This is a genomic window from Chitinophaga sp. LS1 (assembly GCF_034274695.1).
Classification (GTDB): Bacteria; Bacteroidota; Bacteroidia; order Chitinophagales; family Chitinophagaceae; genus Chitinophaga.
This window is the reverse complement of sequence record NZ_CP128362.1, coordinates 2,716,367-2,740,478: the sequence shown is the minus strand read 5'-3', so window position 1 is coordinate 2,740,478 and position 24,112 is coordinate 2,716,367. Positions and strand designations below refer to the sequence as shown.

Here is a 24,112-nt window from a genome sequence, read left to right as displayed (position 1 = left end):
TATTCTTAACGATATTCACAATAAGCAAATACCACCAAAATTATAGAGAAACCTACATTTGCTAACTGATTTTTTCACCAATGCTTATATCTTTCTTGTGAAAGTAAAATAAACTCCCTTTATCGTTCCTGCGGTTATTGTTCAGTGAGCTGGTTAACAGGCCTTAGCATAATAACTCCTTGTACTTTGCGTAATTTCTTGTAGGTTTGGATACGCCTGTTATTACTCACAATACTAATTTACAGAAAATCAGGGCAATATAAACAGGCATTAACATTGTTATATAGTAAATAAATCTTAGCACAAATGAAAAAGAGTACGCTCACACTGATCATTATTCTTGTTGTAGTATTAATCTTTGGAGGCTGTGGTGTATCCAAATACAATAGCATCGTACGTCAGGATCAGGCAGTAAAAAGCAAGTGGAGCAATGTGGAAGCACAGTATCAGCGCAGAGCTGATCTGATCCCAAACCTGGTTTCGACTGTTAAAGGTGCAGCTAACTTTGAGAAAGAAACCCTGACACAGGTAATGGAAGCAAGAGCAAAAGCTACCCAGATCACTATCAAAGGCGATGACCTGACTCCTGAAAAAGTACAACAGTACCAGGCAGCACAAGGTCAGCTGAGTACAGCACTGGGCAGACTGCTGGCTGTATCAGAAGCTTATCCTGAACTAAAAGCTAACCAGAACTTCCGTGACCTGCAGGCACAACTCGAAGGCACTGAAAACCGCATCACCGTAGCACGTAATGACTTTTCCACTGCTGTGGAAAGCTTTAATAGCACTGTCAGCACTTTCCCTAACAATATCGTAGCTGGTTTCGGTGGTTTCAAAGCCAAAGAATACTACATGGCCGATAAGGGTTCTGAAAATGCGCCTAAGGTGCAGTTCTAATATCAAATAGCCCATTCATCTATGCGTTTATTCCCTAAAAAAGAACTGCTCACCGAAGCAGAAAAACAGCAACTGGTACAAGCGATCCGGAATGCGGAAAGAATGACCAGCGGAGAAATCCGCGTATTTGTCGAAAGCCGTTGCAAATTTGTTGATCCCATAGACAGGGCACATGAGATCTTTATTCAACTGGGTCTGGAGAAAACAAGGTTCCGCAATGGAGTGCTACTCTATTTTGCACTGAAAGACAAACAGTATGCTATAGCCGGGGATAAAGGCATTCATGAAAAAGTGGGTAAAGATTTTTGGAAAGAGAAAACAAAAAGCATGCTGGCACATTTTGCCAATAACCAGGTGGTAACAGGTATCGAAACCTGCATTGGTGAAATAGGCGAAGCGCTGTGTTTACACTTTCCACATGAAGGAGATGACATTAACGAATTACCGGATGACATAGTAGTAGGGAGATGAGGTCAATAAAATTAATTAAGATGAGGCAAGTATACTGCCTGCTTGTAGGTTTCTTCTTAGCCCTGGGAATGGTACAGGCACAGGAATTAAAGATTCCTCCCCGCCCCAATCCACCCCGGCTGGTGAATGACCTGGCAGGCGTGCTGCAAAGCGATCAGGTGGCCACACTGGAAAACAAACTGTTAGAGTACAACGATACCACTTCTACACAGATTGCCATTGTGACCATCCCTTCTACCAACGGGAGGGACATTGCCGAAGTAGGTCTGGCTATACTCCGTGACTGGGGTATCGGTACCAAAGAGAAAAACAATGGTATACTGATACTGGCAGCCATAGACGACAGAAAGATCCGTATCGAAGTCGGCACCGGTATGGAAGGCGTAGTACCAGATGCTATCGCTAACCGTATCATCGATGAGAACATTAAGCCAAACTTCAAAGCCGGCGATTACTATCAGGGTTTTGATGAAGCGATAGACAGGATCGTTGAAGCGTCGAAAGGAGAATACAAAGGCACGCCCAACAGGGCAAAAGACGGCAGCAATGCACCAGGACTGGTTATACTGATCATCATAATTGTAGTGATCATTTCGATCCTGAACAATCGCGGTGGCGGTGGTGGTCATACATTCAGTCGTCGTGGATGGACTGGTTGGATTGGCCCGGGTCTCTTTGGCGGCGGTAGCCGTGGAGGTAGCTGGGGCGGTGGCGGAGGAGGAGGCGGCTTTGGCGGCTTCGGTGGAGGCTCCGGTAGCGGAGGAGGTTCAAGCGGCAGCTGGTAAAATAATTGAAAAGGGGATTACATTACTGTAACCCCCTTTTTTTGTGAAAATAGTTTTCATCCCCTTTGGTGAATCCCGCTTTTCATGAAGATTTTTATTCTTCGTCGAGTGGAAACCATACATTCACTCTCGTTCCTGATGGCAAATCTTCTATATCAAAGGTCATATCCAGGTTAAATCGTTTGTTGTACAAAGCCAGCCTGTCACGCGTTATTTGTATCCCCCTGGAATGATGCTCATCGCCAGTTTGTTGCTTCAACGCTGCCGACCTTTCCCTGCCAATACCGTCATCTTCTATCATACATAGTACCCGATCTATTTCTTTCGTGAATATAATAGTGAGTTTCCCCCTTTCCTTTTTGTGTAGCAACCCATGCCAGATGGCATTCTCCACAAAGGGTTGTAAAATCATGGTAGGGATATCCGTAAAATCAGGATCCAGTGCGGCATCTACATGTATATCACAATCAAATTGATCCGCAAAACGTAACTTTTCCAGCTCTATGTAGTTTTCAATCATCCTGATCTCTTTGGAAATAGTAATACTATTCAGCTGTGAACTATCCAGCACATTCCTGATCAGTCTTGCAAAACGATTCAGGTAAGAAAGCGCCTGCTCTGTTTCACTCTTCATCATAAATGTCTGAATAGAGTTCAGGGCATTGAAGATGAAGTGCGGATTCATTTGTGCCCGGAGGGCCTTCATTTCCAGCTGTGCAATCTGTTGTTCTATTTGTGTACGGCGGCGGGCTTCTCTTTTGATCAGGTAGATTCTTATCCTGAAATAAGTATAGATGATCGCTACTACCAGCAGCAGCCCCAACATACGAAACCAGGTAGTTTGCCAGAAAGCAGGCAGAATATTAAAATACAATGTCGTTACACCCGATGAAAAAGTGCCGGCAGTATTCATACTTCTTACCCGGAATATATAACTACCCGGAGGTAGATTCGTATACCTGGCTACCAGCAGACCATTAGCCTGTACCCAGTCTTCATCTACCCCATCCAGCTGATAAAAATAGCGGATGGCTTCATGGTGATATTGCAGACTTTTGAATTCAATGTTGATAAAGTTCTGACGATGATTCAGTGCCAGCGGTGCATTTTTATAATACAGGGTACTCAGCTGTATACTGCTGTCCATGGCCCTGAAATTGATAATGGTGACATTGGGTGGCGAAGGTGCGACTTTCAATGCCGCCGTATCCAATATCACAAAATGATCTGAGGCCCCTATCATCAACCGGCCATCTGCCAGTCGTACAATCCGTCTACTCACCTTACGGTTATTATCAATGATCTGTCCTGTCTGTACAAAGGTTTCCAGACCGAAATTCCGTCTGTTAAAACGATAAAAACCATATGGGGTAGTAAACCACAAACCCTTGCTGCCAGAAGGTAACATGCTTAGTACCCACTCGTCAAACAGGTCGCCATTGATCAATAATGGATCAGCTGTATGATTATGAATATTGTATACCCACAAACCATGCTCTGTACCTGCTACGAGCGTCGTATCATCCAGCAGTTTCAAACAGGTGATATTACTGACAGATAAATGTGCATAGGGAAACAGCTCCCGCGACACTATCTTCTGGGTAACATGATTATACCGGATCAAACCAGCATCACTCGTAGCGAGCCATAATATACAGTCTCCCTGCCTCGCTATATCCATCACCGTGATAGGATGCCGGATTTTATTCATCAGGTTCTGACAAGCCATGAATGTATCTGTTACAGGGTTCCAACGTACCAGTCCGTTTTTATACAATCCTATCCACACGGTGGTATCATTTTCCGGCAGCATGGTCATGAGCGTCTGATCATCAAATACATCTTTGTGTTTATGCGCTACAAATCCCCCCTGCTTAGGGTCAAATATTGATAACCAGCCATTTTCCTGCCCTACCAGCACCTTGTCATCCGGCATCTGGGCAAAACTCCATACCAATCCCCGCTCCTCAGGTACTTCTTTGAGGAACTGCTTTTTAAACTGCAAATCAGGTGAGAGCCAGCTAAAGCCCTTACCCCAATAACCTGCATAGATATTCCCTTTATTATCCTGGAAAAGACCAGTCACTTCTGCCTGGGGTAGATTTGCATTTGGCTCCCGCTGATCCATGATGCGAAACGCCGGATCAGGAGTATTCAGAATATTTAAACCCCTGTCAGTACCTATCCATAGGCGGCCATCTCTGTCATTCAGGAAACAGTTGACTTCAAAGTCGTAGTGGAATCTTTTATCGTCTTCGTTATTTGCGCGGATGTTGAGGTGGAAATCGTTTGCCTTTTCATCATAGCGGTAGATGCCGCCCAATTCCGTTGCTACCCATATCTGATTGTCTTTGTCTTCGGTAATGTCTGTGACCAGATTCCCTTCAGGAGGTTGATTGATCCTGAAGGGCCAGCCTTTTAACTGGTTTTGTGCGGGTATATAGCAGTAGAGTGTGTCGCCAAGCCTATCTGCAACCCAGAGCCGTTCGTGGCTATCGATGAAAAACTGCTTAACGCTACCCAGTGTATTTAGCAGGGGAATCTGTAGGGGATTGTTATTTCTGCCATACAGGTGTTTCCGGTCGGCACTCAGCATATAGATGCCTTTCCTGCCACTGATCCAGAGGTTACCTTTTCTATCTTCAGTAATGGCGCTGTACATTTCAGCACGCTGCGCTTCGGGTACTTCTTTGGGAATAACGAAGGTGGAAGACTGTTCATCATAGCGATATAATCCTTCCTCGGTGGTGACCCAGATCACCCCTGCATGATCCTGTATAATATGACTACAATATACATTGCCGGTGCCCATTGGGAGCATATCCATTTTCAGGACCTTTACTTTGGATGTAACAGGATCATAAAAACGAATGTTGTCCGGAGCCCCCATCCAGATCCGTCCTTTCTTATCTTCACACAGGCAGATATCATCGTAATAAATAGAGCCGGGTACCTTGTCAAAGCTGGCAATGGTGATCAGGTTACTCCCATCGTAACGCTGTAATGCCGTGCTGGCAATCCAGATAAACCCTTTGCGGTCTTGTAAGATAGCTGATACGTGATTACTGGCCAGCCCATCGTTGAGATCCAGGTGGCGGAATGAATATGAAAGTGTCGACTCCTGTGCACGCACAGAATAACTATATATTGTCAGCAGACAAAATATAAAAGTAGCAAAGCGGTACTTCACATTCATAAGTGGGAACTAAAAGTAACTAATATTACTGAACACCTACAGCCAGCTTATACTTTTCCTCATCAAAAGCTTTTTCACTTTTTGCCATCACAATAGTGGCTACACCATTACCGATCAGGTTTGTAATAGCCCTGGCTTCGCTCATAAAACGATCAACACCTATCAGGAGTGCAAGACCTTCTGCAGGGATCACTTTGATAACAGCCAGTGTGGAGGCGAGTACGATAAAACCGCTACCTGTTACACCTGCAGCTCCTTTGGAAGTGATCATCAGGATGCCAATGATGGTTAACTCCTGCCAGATGCTCAGGTCTACTTTTGCCACCTGCGCCAGGAAGATCATAGACATACTGAGGTAGATACTCGTACCATCCAGGTTAAAGGAATAACCTGCGGGGATAACGAGACCTACGATCTCTTTATGGCAACCCATTTTTTCCAGTTTCTCCATAATACCCGGCAGGGCAGATTCGGAACTGGATGTACCCAGTACGATCAGAAGTTCGTTACTTATAAATTTGAGGTATTTCCAGAGGCTGAATTTGTACAGATACGCGATCGTTCCCAGTACGATGAAGATGAACAGGAACATAGTCAGGTATACACATAGCATAAGTGAGATCATAGGGTGCAGGGCTTTGAGGCCGAACTTACCAATAGTAAAAGCCATCCCTCCAAAGGCACCAATTGGCGCCAGTTTCATGATAAACTTAAGGATATTGAAAAAGACTTCTGAAATGCGCTCGAAGGTATTCAGGAGACCATCACCCTTTCCATTCAGTTTTGTAATACCGTAGCCAAAGAGAATTGCAAAGACCAGTACCTGGATAATTTCACCTTTGGCAAAGGCTTCTACAGCATTGGAAGGAACAATATGGAGCAGGAATTCCGTCCAGCTAAAGCCAGCTGCATCCTGTTGGATCCTGGCCGCTTTTGCAATGTCGGCACCCGACACACTGGAAAAATCAATGCTTTTACCGGGTTTTAAATAGTTCGCAACAAGGAGGCCGATAGTGATGGCGAGGGTGGTCACGATTTCGAAATAAAGTAACGCTTTGCCACCTACCTTGCCTACTTTCTTCATATCTCCCATTCTGGCGATGCCAAGTACGATGGTAAGGAAGATGATGGGGGCAATCAGCATCTTTATCAGGTTGATAAAGATGGTACTGATCAATTCTCCTGTAGGAGCAATTTGTGGATAGTAGTGGCCGACGAGAATACCGATGATGACGGCGATGATAACCTGGAAATAGAGGTGGCGCGTTAGTTTACTCATTCCATCAAGATAATAAAAAACTTTCTGCCCATTCCAAAAAACAAAGACACCTGATGTTTTTAACACCAGGTGTCTTTGTTATCTAAAAAGCTCAATAATACTTATCCTTTTACAGCAGCAATACCAGGTAGGGTCTTTCCTTCGAAATACTCCAGCATAGCACCACCACCAGTAGATACATAGCTAACTTTGTCAGCCAGGCCAAACTGGTTCACAGCAGCAACAGAGTCACCACCACCTACCAGAGAGAATGCACCCTGTGCTGTAGCCAGCACGATAGCATCAGCTACAGATTTGGTACCATTCTGGAAAGCCTTCATTTCGAACACACCCATAGGACCATTCCACAGGATGGTTTTAGACTGTTGGATCGTTTCGCTGAAGATAGCTACGGATTTAGGTCCGATGTCCAGACCCATCCAACCAGCTGGGATGTTGTCATTGCTAACTTCCTGGGTGTTGGCATCAGCTGCAAATTTATCAGCTGCGATAGAGTCAACAGGCAGGATCAGCTGTACGCCTTTCACCTTAGCTTTAGCGAGCAGTTCCAGTGCCAGGTCCAGTTTCTCGTTTTCGCACAGAGAACTACCGATTTCCTTACCCTGCGCTTTCAGGAAAGTATAAGCCATACCACCACCGATGATGATGTTGTTAGCTTTTTCCATCAGGTTTTCGATGATCAGGATTTTGTCGCTCACCTTAGCACCACCCAGGATAGCGGTGAAAGGTTTTTCTGAACCATGCAGTACTTTTTCTGCATTGTTAACTTCAGCTTCCATCAGCAGACCAAACATACGTTTGTCAGTTGAGAAGAATTCAGCAATCACAGCAGTAGAAGCGTGTGCACGGTGAGCTGTACCGAATGCATCGTTTACATATACGTCACCCAGTTTAGACAGCTTTTCTGCGAAGCCCTTATCACCTTTTTCTTCTTCTTTGTAGAAGCGAAGGTTTTCCAGCAGCAGCACTTCGCCTGGTTGCAGGGCAGCAGCAGCTTTTTCAGCTACTTCGCCAATACAATCGGTAGCGAACTTAACGGTCACACCTTCCAGCAATTTGATCAGGTGGTTAACCAGGTGTTTCAGAGAATATTTATCGGTAGGACCATCTTTTGGACGACCCAGGTGAGACATCAGGATTACGCTACCGCCATCAGCAAGGATCTTTTTGATGGTAGGAACAGCAGCGGTCATACGGGTATCATCAGTGATCTGGAATTGATCGTTCAGTGGCACGTTAAAGTCAACGCGCACTACTGCTTTATGACCTTTAAAGTTGAAATCGGAAAATTTACTCATTGGTTCTGGTTTATCTCTCTGGTGAATAAACGATAAATGGTGAACAGTGAATGGTGGAAACAATTTCACCATTTACCATTCACCATTTACATCTTATGATCTATAAAGCTTATTTGCTGATCAAACCGGCAAAGTACTTAACGGTACGAACCAGCTGAGACACATAGCTCATCTCGTTGTCATACCATGATACAGTCTTAACCAGTTGTTTGTCGCCTACAGAAACGATCTTAGTCTGAGTAGCATCGAACAGGGAACCGAAGTGGATACCGATGATGTCGCTGCTCACGATTTCGTCTGTAGTATAACCGAATGATTCGTTAGAAGCAGCTTTCATAGCAGCGTTGATTTCTTCAACGGTAGTCTTCTTCTTCAGAACGGAAGTCAGTTCAGTCAGGGAACCAGTGATGGTTGGAACACGCTGTGCGTTACCATCCAGTTTACCTTTCAGGCTAGGCAGTACCAGGCCGATAGCTTTAGCAGCACCAGTACTGTTAGGTACGATGTTAGCAGCAGCAGCACGTGCACGACGCAGGTCACCCTTAGGATGAGGTGCATCCAGGGTATTCTGGTCGTTGGTGTAAGCGTGGATAGTGGTCATGATACCCAGTTCGATACCATAAGTATCTTCCAGTACCTTAGCCATTGGAGCCAGACAGTTAGTAGTACATGAAGCGCAGGAAATGATAGTTTCGCTACCATCCAGGATATCATGGTTTACGTTGAATACAACAGTCTTCAGGTCACCAGTTGCAGGAGCGGAGATAACAACTCTCTTAGCACCAGCCTTGATGTGAGCTTCAGCTTTGTCTTTATCGGCGAAGAAACCGGTTGATTCGATAACTACGTCAACACCATGGTTACCCCAAGGAATTTGAGAAGGATCTTTTTGAGCGTAAATTTTCACCTCATTTCCGTCAACGGAGATAGCGTTATCGGAGTGCTTCACATCAGCATCGAAACGACCCTGAGCTGAATCATATTTCAGAAGGTGAGCTAAAACTGCGGGACTTGTAAGGTCATTAATAGCTACCACGTCTATACCTGGCATTTTGTAGATCTGACGGTATACTAAACGGCCAATACGACCGAAACCATTAATACCGATTTTAAGATTAGTTCCCATTTTACACTGAGTTTGTTGAGATTGAAAAAAATTGATTGCGAAGTTACATGCTAGACCGGGATAAAGCAATAGAATTTTAAGTTAACGAAATTTTTTTTGGAAATATGAAAATCCCGCTTACCTTTGCAATCCTAAAATATGGAATCGCGCCATAGCTTTTAGACAAGCCGCGTTGGTCAATCGGCTAAGACGCCTCCCTTTCACGGAGGAATGACGGGTTCGACTCCCGTACGCGGTACCAGTAAGAAGGTTGCTCAATTGGGCAGCCTTTTTTATTTTGTGCCGCATATGTTTATACCAGAATCCCTGCTCCAGGCCCACTGTATATCCATAATTGGCTTTCTGATAGCCACGCTGTGTATGGCAAAACTCCGAAAGGTTAAAAGCACATATCTCTCTACTGCCAATTCTATTGCTGCTGTTCTTGCTTTGGTGAATGTGATGCTGATGACCGTTGACCTGGTCAATGCATGGGAGGCCTCCCCGGATCACATATTCTTCAAATACCGTTCAGCAGTCTACTTGCCGTTTATCATCATTTATGTGGCTGCAATTTCGCTCTCTCTTTTAAAGAAACTAAGAGCTACGGTCTTATTTTCGTTGATTTTAGTCATTGTTTATAGCTGTCTGATCTCTCATGAAATAGCCTATATGATCATTACTGGTTTCAATGGGGCCTCTGGCCGGTCCAATTACAGCGCCCCATTGTGGAAGTATGTAATGCTATTGTCCGCAGCTGCCATCTATCCGTTAATTTGCTACCTTATAGCTGTAAGGATATTACCACCCTACAGGTAGATGCAATCGTAAATGCAGCCAATTCACAACTACTTGGATGTTTCCACCCATTTCATAAGTGTATAGACAATGCCATTCATTCAGCAGCAGGCCCCCGTTTGCGTGAAGCATGCCATCAACTCATGCTCCGGCAAGGACATACAGAACCAACAGGACAAGCAAAGATCACTCCCGGTTTTTTCCTGCCTGCTAAATATGTCATTCACACTGTAGGCCCGATAGTAGCACATTTAACACCTACCCCATTACAGGAAGAACAACTTGCCAGTTGCTATAAAAGCTGTCTGGAAGTGGCGCATGCTAAGGGAGATATTCAATCTATCGCCTTCTGCTGCATCTCCACAGGTGTATTTGGTTACCCACCAGCACTGGCAGCAAAAGTAGCCATCCGCACGGTGTATAACTGGGTTGCCGCACATCCGGAGAGCCCTGTGCAAAAAGTCATCTTCAACGTATTCAGCGACGCAGATTATCAGATCTATCAAAAAGAATTAGCAGTATGGAATTCGGGCAATTGATTCGTGATGCAAAAGTAATATTGATTGGTGCAGGCGCAGGTATGAGTGCTGCCGCAGGTATTGACTATACATCTTCCGAAAGATTTCGTAAGCTCTTCCCTGTCATGTACCAGAGAGGCTTTCGTAACAACTACCAGTTAATGGGCTACCAGGGCTTATCCGAAGCCATTAACTGGGGCTATCATGCCATGCATGTGCAAAACGTTGCGTACGATAATCAGCAGGCCACCGTTTATCAACAATTATTCTCTCTGGTCAGAGACAAGGAATACTTTGTCATTACCTCCAATGTGGATACCATGTTTGAAAAGAACGGTTTTGCCCCTTCCAGAATTTTCACACCACAGGGAAACTATAAACTGATGCAATGTTTACAACCCTGCTCTGATGAAACATATGATACCCGCCCTATTCTTGATAAACTGTCAGCGAATCTTGATCCGGTTACGCATGAAATCACGGATGCAAACGCTATTCCTAAATGTCCTAAATGTGGTGGCGATATGTTTATGAACGTCCGGGGTGGCAGCTGGTTTATCGAAAAACCTTACGAGCAACAACGCGAACGCTTCCAGTCATGGGTACATCAACATTTACAAACACCCATAGTCATCATGGACATGGGCACCGGTTTCAATACTCCAGGAGTAGTACGCTGGCCAATGGAACAAATCACTTACCATAATCCTTCGGCCTACCTGCTTCGCTTTAACAGAGACCACCCTGAAGTGCCTGCGGAAATCGCAGCCCGCTCCCTTCAAATAAAAGGAAATATCGACGAGATGCTAGCATTACTCTAATAAAAGGCAAAAACTTAGTAAGATGTTAAAAATCCGTGTTTGACCTTGCTATATTGTTTAAACACTACATTTTATCCTGCCAAAGCCCATCCACTAATCAGAAAATATTTATCTGAACCTATTTAATACGCAAGAAGCCGCCTCATGAAAGGCGGCTTTCTTTTTTCAATTCGCCCTCTCATTCGCTTACAGCGCCCCGAACGGAAAGCTGATAAAACAGCTGTAGAACCGGAACTAAGATTAGCTTCGTCATCTTGGCCAGGAAGACACCATGCTGAATGAAGGAAGTTTCAAAGAACTGGTACTCAGACACAAGGCTATCTCCGAAAGACAGGATGACCTGATGGGTGCTTAATGATGGTACATCGCCAGCCTTATCAGACTGGCGATTTTTTTGTTTATACCTGAGAATTCCCTAAACTTGCGTTACCATATCATTATTCTTAAAGACATACTATAAAAAACCTATAATCTCTTCAAGGCCCAATTCAGATACCCATTGGTCCCTTTACATTGATTTTTAAATACAACCCGATGAAAACCAGATTTTCCCTCGTTCCTGCGAAGGGAGGCAAGCTGCTGCGCCTACCCATATTCGCCACCATCCTGACGATGGTATCCCTCAAATCCACGTACGCACAGAGCTACAACTATGCAGAAGTATTGCAGAAGTCTATGTTCTTTTACGAAGCACAACGCTCGGGTACATTGCCGGCAGACAACCGTGTCACCTGGCGTAGCAACTCAGCACTCACTGATGGTAGTGATGTAGGTGTAGACCTGACTGGTGGATGGTATGATGCCGGCGACCATGTGAAGTTCAACTTCCCGATGGCTTTCTCAGCGACGATGCTGGCCTGGGGCGCTGTTGACTTTGCAGGTGGTTATAATAACTCCGGTCAGATGAAGTACCTGAAAAGCAATCTTCGTTTTGTAAATGACTATTTTATTCGCTGTCATACCGCGCCAAATGAACTGTATGGCCAGGTAGGCAATGGCGGTACAGACCACGCGTGGTGGGGATCTTCGGAAGTAATGGCGATGTCCCGTCCTGCTTACAAGATTGATGCGACACATCCAGGCTCTGACCTTGCTGCCGAAACTGCTGCTGCAATGGCCGCTGCCAGTATGGTGTTTAAAACAGACGACCCTACTTATAGTGCGACGTTGCTTACACACGCGATTCAGTTGTACAACTTTGCTGATACCTATCGCGGTATGTATTCTGCTTCCATCACGGATGCTGCCAGTTATTATAACTCTTACAGCGGCTACAACGATGAACTGGTATGGGGCGCCATCTGGCTCTACCGCGCCACCGGCGATGCTGCATGGCTCACAAAAGCAGAGACATACTATGCAAACCTCTCTACTGAATCACAGACAGCCATCAAATCTTACAAATGGGGGCTAGCCTGGGATGATAAATCTACTGGCTGTTATGCGCTACTGGCAAAGCTGACAGGCAAAACCCAGTACAAAGAAGATATAGAAAGACACCTTGACTATTGGACAGATGGTTACAATGGGTCACGCATTACTTACACAGCCGGTGGCCTCGCATTCCTGGATGTATGGGGTGCACTGAGATATGCGATCAACACTGGTTTCCTGGCTGCTTACTACAAAGATGCCGCTACTACCACTGCCAAAGGCACGAAGTACTACACCTTTGCACAATCTCAAATAAACTATGCACTGGGTAGCAATCCAAACAATCGTAGTTATGTATGTGGCTTTGGTACAAATCCTCCTGTAAAGCCTCACCATCGTACTGCACATGGTTGCTGGACGAATAACCTGACCGGCCCTCCTACCGAATCGAGACATACCTTGTATGGCGCACTGGTAGGTGGCCCCAACAACGATGACTCCTATACAGATGATCGTGGCAACTATGTGAATAACGAAGTAGCGACCGATTACAATGCGGCATTCTCCGGACTGGCGGCAAAGCTGGTACAGGATTACGGAGGTACACCCCTCACTAACTTCCCGGTGGCAGAAACACCTACAGGCGAATTCACGATCGAGGCCAAGATCAATGGCAGTGGTACTACATACACTGAATGGTCTGTGTGGGTAAACAATCATACTGCATGGCCGGCACGTATTGCATCCAAACATGTATTCCGTTTATTTGTTGATATTTCAGAAGGCCTTACCGCCGGTTATAAATCTACTGACTACGTCGTTTCTTCCAACAATGCAGATGTAACTTTTACACCGTTACAAGCGTGGGATACTGCAAAGCATCTTTATTATACAGAGGTAACTTACAATTCAACGCTTAAGATCTGGCCAGGTGGTCAGAGTGAGTCAAAGAAAGAATCACAGATCCGTATCCGTCTTCCTTACGAAGCGCCAGCCAGTGCATGGAACGCAGCCAATGACTGGTCTTCACAGGGTGTAGACGGTACATTGAAAGAAGTAAGTAATATTCCTCTCTATGTAAATGATCAACTGGTATATGGCAGCACACCTACACCTGCTGTAGTAGTACCTGTAACAGGTATCACTGTTACACCTGCTACCGATACACTGAACATCAATACTACAGCACAACTCACAGCAACTGTATTACCTGCTAATGCTACCAATAAGTTGCTGACATGGACATCTTCTGCACCATCCATTGCTACTGTGAGCAGCACAGGATTAGTAACAACGCTGGCTTCAGGGAGTGCATTCATTTATGCGACGACTGCTGATGGTAGCTTTAAAGATACCAGCAATATCTATGTGACCAATGTAGTCGCACCTAAGCAGTATTCTATCACTACAGCAGTATCAGGTACCGGTACGGTGGTACTCAACCCCGCTGGTGGTACATATACAGAAGGTACGGTTGTAACATTGACTGCAACACCAGGTAATGGTTACCTGTTTAATAATTGGAGCGGTGGCATTACTGACACCCTCAATCCTGTTACCGTTACAGTAAACACCAACCTGTCTGTCACTGCTAATTTCAAACAGAACGTAACTGGTGGTAGCTGTGATAACCCTTCTGTGGTGACATTACCATTTGCAAAAGATGGTAATGGTGAGTTCTGTTATGTAATTGCAGGTAATATCTCTTACATCAATTCATGGAACCTGACTAAACTCGAGATCAATGGAGTGGATTATACCAATACATGGTCTAATAGCATGCCTGCGAGAGTGAATGGTAATTACTATGTGCATTATGTAGGTGCGTATGACTGGTCACACTTTGAAGCAGCGGGTACTGAAGCGGGTGCAAGACAGGCGTCTGTGGAGGTAACCACTTCATCTATTTATCCAAACCCTGTTATACAGCATAGCTTTGCTATTCGTATATCAGATAAGGCAATTACAGATGTGATTGTAACAATGACGGATATGTCAGGCAGAGTGGTGTTGAGAAAATCAGCGAAGGCTAACGAGACTATGACTATTCCATCTGGTATACCTACAGGTATTTACAGCGTGGAAGTAAGCACTAAAACAAAGAAAGTGATGAGCACTAAACTGATGATTCAGTAATTTAAGAAGAGCGTGTATCAAAAATAAATAAACCTCCTCAGAAGTGCTTAAAGGACTTCCTATCTCCATTAGGTATCCGAATAAAACGAGGCCGTATCTTACTTAAGATACGGCCTCTTAACTTTTTTAGGCAAGACGCACTACAGTTCTACCCTGTATCTTCCCTGCCAATATCAGGTTAATATTCTCACCTAATTTCTCCAAAGGAATTTCATTTGCCAGTTGCGCTAATTGCGCTGGCTTCCAGCTTGTAGCCATGACTTCCCATATTTCTTTCCTTTTGAAAATTGGATATTCTACTGAATCAATTCCTAACAACTGCACACCTTTCAGTATGAATGGGAATACAGTCAAAGGTAATGGTCCGCCATTCACCATACCACAGGCAGTCACCGCACCACCATATTGCAAACTCTTCACCACTGTAGCCAATACATTGCCACCTACGGTATCTATACCACCTGCAAATCTTGGTTTCAGCATCACCTTTCCACTGGCATCATCCATCTCCGCACGAGGTAAAACTTCCACTGCACCCAATGATTGCAGGAACGCTGCCTGCTTGCTGCTTACAGCAGTTACCTGATAACCTAACTTGCTCAGAATGGCTACGGCAATAGACCCTACACCACCACTGGCACCAGTTACCACGATCTTACCATCAGCTGGTTGTACACCTGTTTTCAGCAATGCCTGTACGGACAGTGCCGCTGTGAACCCTGCTGTACCATAGATCATGCTTTCTCTCAGTGTCAAACCCTTTGGCAAACGTACGACCCATTTGGCCGGTACCCGGATATACTCCTGAAAACCTCCACTGGTATTCATACCAAAGTCAAACCCGGTTACAATCACCTGATCACCCGGTTTCCAGTTTTCATCAATAGACGATACTACTTCTCCGGCGGCATCAATTCCCGGTGTATGTGGAAACTGTCTGGTCACGCCTTTGTTGCCGGTAGCAGATAAGGCATCTTTATAGTTCAGTGAGGAATAATGAACCTTTATGATGACATCGCCCGGAGGCAGATTGTCTATGAGTTTATCAACAATAGATAAAACAAATTTCCCATCGGCTTCTATCACCTGTAACGCTTTGAATGGTTCCGTCATAATTGTCCTTTTTTACAAAATACGATATGTGAAGATGCCATTCTATGACGGGGAGCAGTTTATTATTTAATTGAAACCACTATTTTTCCGCACGTTCTGCCTTCCAGCTGTTGCTCATGAGCCAGTTCCATCTGTGAAAAATCATACAGGTTCAGGCTAGGCTTCCGCATCGCTGTCGGCACAGCCATCAGAAAGTATCCACCACTTAGCGGCAAAGCAGAAAAGCGCATATTTCCAGTAGTCATAATTCTGTCAATACAGAAAGCAGGTCCAGTGCCTTCTTAATCACATCCTTTTCTTCCGTTGTATATTTCTCCGATACCATGAGTGCCAGCCATTCTTCTCTTTCCCTGCGGGATAGTTCTACTTTTTGTTTACCTTGTTTGGTGAGGGAAACCAGTGTTTTGCGACCATCAGATGGGGCGCTTTTCCTGGAGATGTATTTCAGTCCTTCCATCCTGTTCAGTATCTGCGACATGAATTGGGAGGATATGCTGAGCTGTGCACCCAGTTCAGAAGGGAAAGCTTCTTTCTGGATCATGAGGATGCTCAGTACATTGAATTCAGCGATGGATAATTGTTCCGGGTTGCTCATCTGCTTGCGCAATCGCTTATTCATGATTGTCACCAGATTGCGGATACCGTAAGCAATTTCTTCGTCCTGATTATTAAACATATTACTATTAAATTAACTTTGCAAAGTTACTTTGGTATCTTCAAATAAACAAGGGAGATTCCATACCTTGCAACTCCAATTACTCAACTCAAATACTATCAGATGAAATTCACACTCGGAACTCTGCTTGCCATACCGGCAGCTGCGCTCTTCATGACCGCATGTAACAATGGCTCGTCGACCACTGAAACTAAAGACAGCACCAAAACGCCTACCGTACAGGTAACAGATGTTACCATCGAATCAAATGGTATACCCCTGAACAGTGTTATCGCTTTCAATGATGACACTGCTACAAAGAAACCAGTTATCGTAATAGTACCGGAATGGTGGGGCCTCGATACCCATGTTAAAAACGTAGCACAGCGCCTGGCAGAGCTGGGTTACTTTGCCGTAGGTCTGGATATGTATGGCAATGGCAAACTGGCCGACAATCCTGATTCTGCGAAGGCATGGGCGACACCTTTCTACGCTAATCCTAAATTGGCGTATGAGCGTATTGCTGCTGCTGTAGCAAAAGCAAAGACTTATTCACAGGTGGATACAAGTCGTATTGCTGCTATCGGCTTCTGCTTTGGGGGTAGCTGCGTACTGAATGCGGCTCGCCTGGGTGCGCCACTGAAAAGTGTGGTAAGTTTCCACGGAGGTCTGGCTACTTCATTGCCTATCTCTAAAGACCTGTTCACGGCATCTGCCCTGATCTGCCATGGTGGTGCGGACAAATTTGTATCTCCTGAAGAAGTAGCTACATTCAAAAAGCAAATGGATTCTGCAGGTGTGAAATATGTGTTCAAAGAATATCCAAATGCGACACATGCATTTACTAATCCTGCTGCAACAGCAACCGGTAAGAAATTCAATATGCCGATTGAATACAATGCCGCTGCTGATACTGCCAGCTGGAATGATATGAAAGCCTTCCTGGGTGCTGAATTAAAATAGTTGAAGGTGCTGAATTAAAATTATTGAAAAGGGCGGGTTCAAATGACCCGCCCTTTTATTTCCAGTCCTGCGTAGTCCGAAGGTCGGTGATAAACTGATACAGTACCTCTAGTTGAGGTGTACCCTTTTTTCCGTAATCATATATATTTTTCACCTTGCCATCGTGCGGAATGTGCAGTGTGATAGATGCCATATCTGTAATGGGAAGTTTGAATGAATCCTGCAGATTTGCATAGTTCGTTTGTTGTAGCAGGTGCTGCAGTTTTACAAAGTCTTCTTCCTTGATAGTCGCTCCATAGGTTCCCTGCTGATCTTTATTGAACCGGATCGCTTCGTAAGTAGCAGAACGATCCTGGTTAATGGTCATTTTAAATACCGGGCAGGAGCCGAAACACGGACCTGCTTCAACCTGTATCAATTGTCCTGCTGAACCCGGAGTGGTTGTTTTACAGCTGACGAGAACAATTGCCAGCAGCCAGTATATTGCTTTCATATTTACATGATTATCAATGCTATTTAAAATATTCTATCGACACGAGGTCATTATGCCCTAACTTTGCATCGCCAATTAAGACTTAAAGATCAAATTTCATGCGCGATAAGATTATAAGGGTCAATTACTACAAATTGGTAATTGCCTCGTGTTTTGCTGGTTTACTCTCGGCCATTCTGGCTAGTGTTTTGAAACATATTACAGAGTATTACGAAGACCATTTTTTTGAATCGATCAGACCTTACTCCTTCTTATTTATCGTCTTTCCATTGATCGGCCTGGTGTTGATACATGTGCTACGCAAATATGCTTTCCGGAAGAAACCAAATAAAGGTATTAAAGAGATCTACCTCACCATTGATACCCGTCGCAATGAACTACCTGCATATAAGATCCCTTCACACTTTATCAATGGTTTCCTCACTGTCATCTTTGGTGGTTCTACCGGTGTAGAGGTTTCCACAGTAGTATCTACAGCTACAATTGGTGCGGTGACCAGGCAAAAAGCTGGCATTGCCAACAGGTATAAAACAGAATTGATTTGTGCGGGTGTAGCAGGTGGTTTAACAGCATTGTTCGGTAGCCCATTTGTAGGGTTGCTGTTCGCGCTGGAAGTAATTGCGAAGAAAGTCACTAAAACAATATTGATCAGCACAGGCATTGCCGTATTTATCGGATGGGGCTGGCTTCATTTATTTCATGAACATGCATTGTTTGGATTGAGTGCATTTCCATGGACATGGCAGGCGGTACCTTATATGATTGGTATGAGTGTGATTGCAGGGGTGATTTCTGTATTCTTTACCAAATCGGTAATTGGTATCAAGCACCGCTTTGCAATTATGAAGAATGAATATGTGCGTATCGGTCTGGGAGCTGCGATAGTAGGTGTGAGTATTTTTATATTCCCTCACCTGTTTGGCGACAGCTATAGTGGTGTGAAAGATATGATTGAACAATCCAGTCACACTCCCCTCTCCTATACATTTGCATGCACGATACTGGGTATTGTTTTGCTGAAACCGATCATCTCTTCAGTAACGCTGGGAGCCGGTGGTGATGGTGGGGTATTTGCACCAAGTATTGTGATAGGTGCTTTGCTGGGGCTACTGGTAGCGCTGACATGTAACCAGTTTTTCCACACGCAGCTGGTGGTAAGCAACTTTATCATCCTGGGTATTGCAGCTGTATTAAGCGGCGCCATACATGCACCACTTACTTCATCTTCCCTGGCAGTACGTTTATCAGGCAGCTTCATACTGACTTTCCCTATTCTGTTAGTCAGTATGGTAGCTCGTTATACTGCCGGGAAAATATATCCTTACACTGTTTATAGCTATAAGGATCAACATTAATAACCATAGCCTAACTGATCGGAACGTCGCTCACCCAATACGCGGTAATCCATCCGTTCCAGCGCTTCAGATACTTTAGGTCTGTCTTTATAAATGGATTTGTGCCCGTAATTGTATATCGCCAATCCAATGTGGAAAATGAAGCCACAATAGACTACGACCCTCAGGACTTTCAGCGCCACTGCCTTTTTCGAGATCAGCCATTCATAGCAATAGAAGGAATAGATCATGGGCAGTGGCAACAGTAAATAAAAGGTGTGTGAAGAAGGCCCTTTTATTGAAAAGAAAAAGCTCACAAACAGTAACCCGTAAGAGAAGATATTCAGCCAGCGCACCTTTTTCCACTCCTCATTCTCAGTCTTTATAAAGAATCCAATAATCAACAGCCCCACCTGCAGGAAGCCGATTACCAACAGGAATACGATAAATGGAATCATCCAGTATTGGGTATGAAAGATCACATCCTTGTCTGTAGAATCGCCTAGTACATAAGGGATTTCGTAAGTGGCAAATGACAGGTAACGTAGTAATATCGTGAGGATATTGCTGAAATTTCCCCAGTTGATCACCACATTCTCCCCTACCTTACCCGCCAACGGGTCCGGATGTAACCAGGTAGGTATCAGGGTGAGTAACCCGATCACACCTCCCAGGATATAGAAAAGAATGACTTTTTTATTGGCTGTCTTCATCGTAAACGCCATCGCCGCCAGGCTATATGGCACCATCAATACCCATGACATATGCAGTTGCATGATGAAGGTAGTCGTGATTCCCATCGTGAAGTATGCCAGGCCGGGTTTCATGAGCTTTTCCGTATAAATGGGTAATAATTCCAGTACGGCAATGAAAAACGGAATGGAAAAGACCAGTACATACGATGGGTTGACCACCCTGGTGCTATAATACAAAGTCCAGGGAGTGGTCATACACAGGATCCAGACGAGCCAGTCCGGCACGCCTTTCACCCTTTTAGTCACATACCAACCAAGCAGACATAGGCTACTAAACGACAGGATGTTTAACATAATCGTAGGCAGTTCCGGCAACTTTCCGAGGTAAAATGGAAGGCTCACCAGCAGCCCTTGCAGGGCACCGGGGATCTGAGTGTGGGTATATACTACATCTGGTCCGTAGGTAGGCCACGTACCGGTAGTGTAAGATTTTAACCCAATCAGGTAGATCTGCAGTTCATCTGCAAACCAAAATTCCGCACATAGACCGTATATCAACCTGAACATAAATAAACCTGCCAGAAGCAGATACAATTTCTTTTTCTCCATTTGTTATAAAGGGTAGGGCGCAAAACTAATATGGATGATGATAGGGATTTGTTAAAAATTTCTTGATTTCGCATCAAAGTAACACATTTCTACGATGTCATTATATAGACCATATTAAAAAACCACTTTTCCTCATCAAAATAAACCATCATGAAGTACACATTCATGACACTGGCTGTAGCAATGATCGCTTTCACCAGCTGTAGTAAAGAATCTACCCAACAGGCAGCAACTCCTGCCACGGAAACCTCCGCTGCCAGAGCAAGCGCTGCGGCTTCCACGATTACGTTCAGTGGATATACCTGGACGGTAAGAACAGAATCCGGCACCTCAGGCCCGGGCCCCAATTACTGGAGCAATAGTTCCAGTAATGTATGGGTAGACAGCAATGGCTTTCTCCATCTCAAAATCAGGAAAGATGCCAGTACTGGCAGATGGCTTTGTTCAGAAGTGTATACCAATCAGTCATTGGGGTATGGCACCTATGTATGGCAGGTAGAAGGTAGAGTTGACTCTCTGGACAGAAATATCGTTTTTGGATTGTTTAATTACAAATCCGGAGATGATGGGCACCATGAGATGGATATTGAGTTTGCCCGCTGGGGGAACAATGCATGGCCTAATTATAACTATACTGTGTATCCGCAAACAGGTAGTGGCAGTGCTTCTTATACGGCTGAGCTGAAGCTGAATGGTACTTATAGTACTTATCGGTTTGTGCGGAACAGCAGCAGTGTGTCTTTTTCCGGTTTTCATGGTCATACACAGGCGGCGGCAAATGCCTTTTTTCCATGGACAACACCATCAGGGTATAATGTGAGTACGGTAGCGATGCCAGTACATATGAATCTCTGGCTGTTTGATGGCAATGCGCCGTCAAATGCTAAGGAAGTGGAACTGATCGTCCATTCATTCACATTTACAGCGCTTTAGTAGTAATAGGATCAAAACCAGGGCCGGCCTTCAGACAGCCGGCCCATTTATTAGTTCGTTTCTTTGCACGCCACCCAATCTCTTCTGATTTACTTTTGTAGATTATAGATCTCTTCTATCACCTCTTTGTACTTTTCCAACACCACTTTTCTCTTCAAACTCATTTTAGGCGTCATCTCCCCTCCTTCCACACTCCACTCATCAGGCAACAGTGCAAACTTTCTCACCTGCTCCACATGGTTAAACCTCGAATTATACCCTTCTATCACATCATTGTATTTTTCTAACACTTTAGGTTCCTTAATGGCCGCTTCATGGGTGGTAAAATTGATACCCTGCTGCTGCATCCATTGCTTTAAGTATGGAAAAGCCGGCACAATGAGGGCACTTACAAACTTCCTGTCTGCCCCTATCACCATCATCTGTTCGATGAAGGGATCTTCCTTACATTTATTTTCTATCGGCTGAGGGGCCACATATTTACCCCCGCTTGTCTTGAACAGTTCTTTTTTACGGTCGGTGATCTTCAGGTATTTCCCTTCCTGAAGGATACCGATATCGCCAGTTAGTAACCAGCCATCTTTTACCACCTCTGCGGTCAGGTCTGGTCTTTTATAGTAACCCACCATCACAGAATCGCCTTTCACGCAGATTTCCCCATCTTCTGCCAGTTTCACACTAAGACCTTCCAAAACAGGGCCTACAGTGCCAAATATGACCTCTTTCCGGGTATTTACGCTGATCACGGGACTATTCTCGGTAGGTCCGTAACCTTCGTAAATGGGTATTTTAGCCGCCCAGAAGATGCGTAGCAGCTTTTCCTGGCAGGCAGCGCCACCCGTTACGATGAAATCTATCTTACCACCCAGGGCAGCTCTCCATTTACTAAAAATGAGTTTATCGGCCAGTGCGAGTTGCAGGTTGTACCAGGCGCCTCCGCTTTTGACATTGTCATAGCGGGTAGCCAGGTTCACCGCCCAGAAGAATAAAGTTTTTTTGATACCGGTCAGTTTATTACCGGTAGCGAGGATCTTATCATATACCTTTTCCAGAAGACGCGGTACGGTAGTAAATCCGTCCGGTTGTATTTCCCGCAGGTTGTCAGCGATGGTATCCAGACTTTCAGCGTAGTAAATGCTGGTGCCACTGTAGAAGTAGATATAGGTAACGCATTTCTCGAAAATATGGTTCAGCGGAAGGAAGCTCAGTGCCTTTTTAGCAGGATCGTCATAAAAAGGGAACGAGACCTTGCCCATAAAGGCATCACTCACAATATTGTGATGACTCAGCATCACACCTTTTGGCGTACCGGTGGTACCCGACGTATAGATGATAGTAGCCAGTTGTTGGGGCGATATGCCTGCTTTTACTTCCTGCACTTTTTGCAGCAGTTCGGGCGTGGCCATATCTGTGACGGCCGACCAATGTGATACATCAGGCACTTCGTCTAACGTATAGATACCTTTCAGAAACGACAATTGCGGTCGAATGCTGTTGATCTTGTCATACAATTCCTGGTTGCCAATGAAAATGTACTTCACTTCGGCATCATTGAGGATAAATTCCAGTTCCAGAAGGCTGGTAGTGGGATAGAGCGGTACAAGTATCGCTCCTGTTTGCTGAACGGCCAGATCGGTAAAGATCCATTCTGGTCGGTTCGAGCTGATAATGGCAATTTTGTCTGCTTTGGCAGCGGAACCATCATTGCCACTAACGCCCAGTTGCAGTAACCCGGCACTGAATCTATCAGCGATTTCTCTTACAAAAGCAGTGCTATAGCGGGTCCAGGTGCCATTCACCTTGGCGGCCAGCATGTCTTCCTTAGGAAATTTTTCGAGTTGATAATCTACGGCATCGAACAGCCTATCCTTACGTGAATGCATCATAAACGTGAAAATGCGAAAATACACCCGACTTTTTTGAAATAAATTTTGAAATATTCAATAATTGACTACCTTTGCAATCCCAATCGCGAAATGCCGCGTTGGTCAATCGGCTAAGACGCCTCCCTTTCACGGAGGAATGACGGGTTCGACTCCCGTACGCGGTACAGGAAAAAGGGGATAGTACAATAATGTATTATCCCCTTTTCATTTTTAAATTAATTTATTCGTCTTCAGACTCTCCACTGGATTCACTAAAGCGGCCTTTACAATCTGAAAGCCAAGCACGAGCAATGCAACAGAAAACATAATCAGTCCGCTGAGCGCAAATACCCAATAACTCATACTGGTTTGATAAGCAAATTGCTGTAACCACTTGTGCATACTCAGCTATGCAAGCGGCGTAGCAATTATAAATGCGTCAAGAATGAGCTGCATAAAATCCTTTAAGATCAAACTCACGACCTGAACAATAGAGGCTCCGAGTATTTTGCGTACGCCTATTACTTTTGTACGCTGCCGGATGGTATAACTAACCAGGCCAAGCAGACCAAGACAACTGATGAAAATTGCTAATCCTGCAGCCCACAGCAGCAAGCGGGAAACCTGCTTTTCATATTTATAGAACCCGGCTATTCCCTTATCCAATATAGCAATGAACAGGCGCTAAAGCCAGTAGGCCTCCATGTAGAATATGTTAAATACTAACATGGTATCGTGGGTATTTTCGTAATAATCGAGATTTGAGAGGTTTAA

Annotated in this window: 22 protein-coding genes and 2 tRNA genes; 12 read left to right on the top strand and 12 right to left on the bottom strand. The window is 44.7% G+C overall.

Annotation, left to right across the window (positions count from 1 at the left end; all coding sequences use genetic code 11):
• The first annotated feature begins 306 nt into the window (after positions 1–306).
• The 3 genes from QQL36_RS11380 to QQL36_RS11370 are packed head-to-tail and all read left to right on the top strand — an operon-like array spanning position 307 to position 2,153.
• Positions 307–897: a LemA family protein gene (locus QQL36_RS11380; protein ID WP_083725980.1), complete on the top strand. Its 591-nt coding sequence runs from the start codon at positions 307–309 to the stop codon at positions 895–897.
• Positions 898–918: 21 nt separating this feature from the next.
• Positions 919–1,368: a TPM domain-containing protein gene (locus tag QQL36_RS11375; protein WP_083725982.1), complete on the top strand. Its 450-nt coding sequence runs from the start codon at positions 919–921 to the stop codon at positions 1,366–1,368.
• A gap of 20 nt (positions 1,369–1,388) precedes the next feature.
• Positions 1,389–2,153, top strand: coding sequence for a TPM domain-containing protein (locus tag QQL36_RS11370; protein ID WP_321569785.1), 765 nt, complete (start codon positions 1,389–1,391; stop codon positions 2,151–2,153).
• Between the two features lie 94 nt (positions 2,154–2,247).
• On the opposite strand, the gene QQL36_RS11365 is transcribed toward QQL36_RS11370, so the two are convergent.
• The 4 genes from QQL36_RS11365 to gap all read right to left on the bottom strand — a co-directional run bounded on the left by QQL36_RS11365 (position 2,248) and on the right by gap (position 9,052).
• Positions 2,248–5,349: a two-component regulator propeller domain-containing protein gene (locus QQL36_RS11365; protein ID WP_321569784.1), complete on the bottom strand. Its 3,102-nt coding sequence runs from the start codon at positions 5,347–5,349 to the stop codon at positions 2,248–2,250.
• 25 nt (positions 5,350–5,374) lie between these two features.
• Entirely contained in the window at positions 5,375–6,628 is a 1,254-nt protein-coding gene (gene dctA, locus QQL36_RS11360) for a C4-dicarboxylate transporter DctA (protein WP_321569783.1), read from the bottom strand.
• 101 nt (positions 6,629–6,729) lie between these two features.
• Positions 6,730–7,926: a phosphoglycerate kinase gene (locus QQL36_RS11355; RefSeq protein ID WP_083725988.1), complete on the bottom strand. Its 1,197-nt coding sequence runs from the start codon at positions 7,924–7,926 to the stop codon at positions 6,730–6,732.
• Between the two features lie 109 nt (positions 7,927–8,035).
• The gene (gap, locus tag QQL36_RS11350; RefSeq protein WP_083725990.1) at positions 8,036–9,052 is read right to left on the bottom strand and encodes a type I glyceraldehyde-3-phosphate dehydrogenase; all 1,017 of its coding nucleotides are present in this window, start codon (positions 9,050–9,052) and stop codon (positions 8,036–8,038) included.
• Positions 9,053–9,218: 166 nt separating this feature from the next.
• On the opposite strand from gap, the gene QQL36_RS11345 reads away from it, so the two are divergent.
• The 5 genes from QQL36_RS11345 (at position 9,219) to QQL36_RS11325 (ending at position 14,678) form a co-directional block, all read left to right on the top strand.
• Positions 9,219–9,293, top strand: a tRNA-Glu gene (locus tag QQL36_RS11345).
• A gap of 119 nt (positions 9,294–9,412) precedes the next feature.
• Positions 9,413–9,850 carry a hypothetical protein gene (locus QQL36_RS11340; RefSeq protein WP_321569782.1) on the top strand — a complete coding sequence of 146 codons (438 nt, stop codon included), beginning with the start codon at positions 9,413–9,415 and terminating at the stop codon, positions 9,848–9,850.
• Complete coding sequence (locus QQL36_RS11335; RefSeq protein ID WP_321569781.1) at positions 9,808–10,368, top strand: protein-ADP-ribose hydrolase; 561 nt, start codon at positions 9,808–9,810, stop codon at positions 10,366–10,368. Before QQL36_RS11340 ends, QQL36_RS11335 begins: the two co-directional genes overlap by 43 nt.
• A complete protein-coding gene (locus QQL36_RS11330) occupies positions 10,350–11,168 on the top strand; it encodes a Sir2 family NAD-dependent protein deacetylase (RefSeq protein ID WP_321569780.1) in 819 nt (272 codons plus the stop codon). Before QQL36_RS11335 ends, QQL36_RS11330 begins: the two co-directional genes overlap by 19 nt.
• 534 nt (positions 11,169–11,702) lie before the next feature.
• Positions 11,703–14,678, top strand: a complete 2,976-nt coding sequence (locus tag QQL36_RS11325; RefSeq protein WP_321569779.1) for a glycoside hydrolase family 9 protein — start codon at positions 11,703–11,705, stop codon at positions 14,676–14,678.
• Between the two features lie 126 nt (positions 14,679–14,804).
• Here QQL36_RS11325 and QQL36_RS11320 read toward each other — a convergent pair whose 3' ends face one another.
• The 3 genes from QQL36_RS11320 to QQL36_RS11310 form a co-directional block, all read right to left on the bottom strand.
• Entirely contained in the window at positions 14,805–15,791 is a 987-nt protein-coding gene (locus tag QQL36_RS11320; RefSeq protein ID WP_321569778.1) for a YhdH/YhfP family quinone oxidoreductase, read from the bottom strand.
• A 62-nt stretch (positions 15,792–15,853) separates the two neighbouring features.
• Positions 15,854–16,036 (bottom strand): hypothetical protein, encoded by a 183-nt coding sequence (locus QQL36_RS11315; protein ID WP_321569777.1) that lies wholly within the window; start codon positions 16,034–16,036, stop codon positions 15,854–15,856.
• Positions 16,033–16,467 carry a MarR family winged helix-turn-helix transcriptional regulator gene (locus tag QQL36_RS11310; RefSeq protein WP_083726006.1) on the bottom strand — a complete coding sequence of 145 codons (435 nt, stop codon included), beginning with the start codon at positions 16,465–16,467 and terminating at the stop codon, positions 16,033–16,035. The genes QQL36_RS11315 and QQL36_RS11310 overlap by 4 nt, the downstream gene beginning before the upstream one ends.
• 102 nt (positions 16,468–16,569) lie before the next feature.
• Between QQL36_RS11310 and QQL36_RS11305 the strand changes: the two genes are divergently transcribed.
• A complete protein-coding gene (locus QQL36_RS11305) occupies positions 16,570–17,409 on the top strand; it encodes a dienelactone hydrolase family protein (RefSeq protein ID WP_321569776.1) in 840 nt (279 codons plus the stop codon).
• Between the two features lie 55 nt (positions 17,410–17,464).
• On the opposite strand, the gene QQL36_RS11300 is transcribed toward QQL36_RS11305, so the two are convergent.
• A complete protein-coding gene (locus QQL36_RS11300) occupies positions 17,465–17,902 on the bottom strand; it encodes a DUF6438 domain-containing protein (protein ID WP_321569775.1) in 438 nt (145 codons plus the stop codon).
• Between the two features lie 98 nt (positions 17,903–18,000).
• Here QQL36_RS11300 and QQL36_RS11295 point away from each other — a divergent pair, with 98 nt between their 5' ends.
• Entirely contained in the window at positions 18,001–19,257 is a 1,257-nt protein-coding gene (locus QQL36_RS11295; RefSeq protein ID WP_321569774.1) for a chloride channel protein, read from the top strand.
• Here QQL36_RS11295 and QQL36_RS11290 read toward each other — a convergent pair.
• Complete coding sequence (locus QQL36_RS11290) at positions 19,254–20,498, bottom strand: hypothetical protein (RefSeq protein ID WP_321569773.1); 1,245 nt, start codon at positions 20,496–20,498, stop codon at positions 19,254–19,256. The genes QQL36_RS11295 and QQL36_RS11290 overlap by 4 nt on opposite strands.
• Before the next feature lie 192 nt (positions 20,499–20,690).
• Here QQL36_RS11290 and QQL36_RS11285 point away from each other — a divergent pair, with 192 nt between their 5' ends.
• Positions 20,691–21,473, top strand: coding sequence for a glycoside hydrolase family 16 protein (locus QQL36_RS11285; protein ID WP_321569772.1), 783 nt, complete (start codon positions 20,691–20,693; stop codon positions 21,471–21,473).
• Positions 21,474–21,562: 89 nt separating this feature from the next.
• Here the strand turns inward: QQL36_RS11285 and QQL36_RS11280 are convergent, their stop codons facing one another.
• Positions 21,563–23,359 (bottom strand): long-chain fatty acid--CoA ligase, encoded by a 1,797-nt coding sequence (locus QQL36_RS11280; protein WP_321569771.1) that lies wholly within the window; start codon positions 23,357–23,359, stop codon positions 21,563–21,565.
• 92 nt (positions 23,360–23,451) lie between these two features.
• Here QQL36_RS11280 and QQL36_RS11275 point away from each other — a divergent pair.
• Positions 23,452–23,523, top strand: a tRNA-Glu gene (locus tag QQL36_RS11275).
• Between the two features lie 46 nt (positions 23,524–23,569).
• Here QQL36_RS11275 and QQL36_RS11270 read toward each other — a convergent pair.
• Both QQL36_RS11270 and QQL36_RS11265 read right to left on the bottom strand, forming a co-directional pair.
• Positions 23,570–23,740, bottom strand: a complete 171-nt coding sequence (locus QQL36_RS11270; protein ID WP_321569770.1) for a hypothetical protein — start codon at positions 23,738–23,740, stop codon at positions 23,570–23,572.
• 6 nt (positions 23,741–23,746) lie between these two features.
• Positions 23,747–24,004, bottom strand: a complete 258-nt coding sequence (locus tag QQL36_RS11265; RefSeq protein WP_321569769.1) for an FtsX-like permease family protein — start codon at positions 24,002–24,004, stop codon at positions 23,747–23,749.
• Positions 24,005–24,112: the final 108 nt, after the last annotated feature.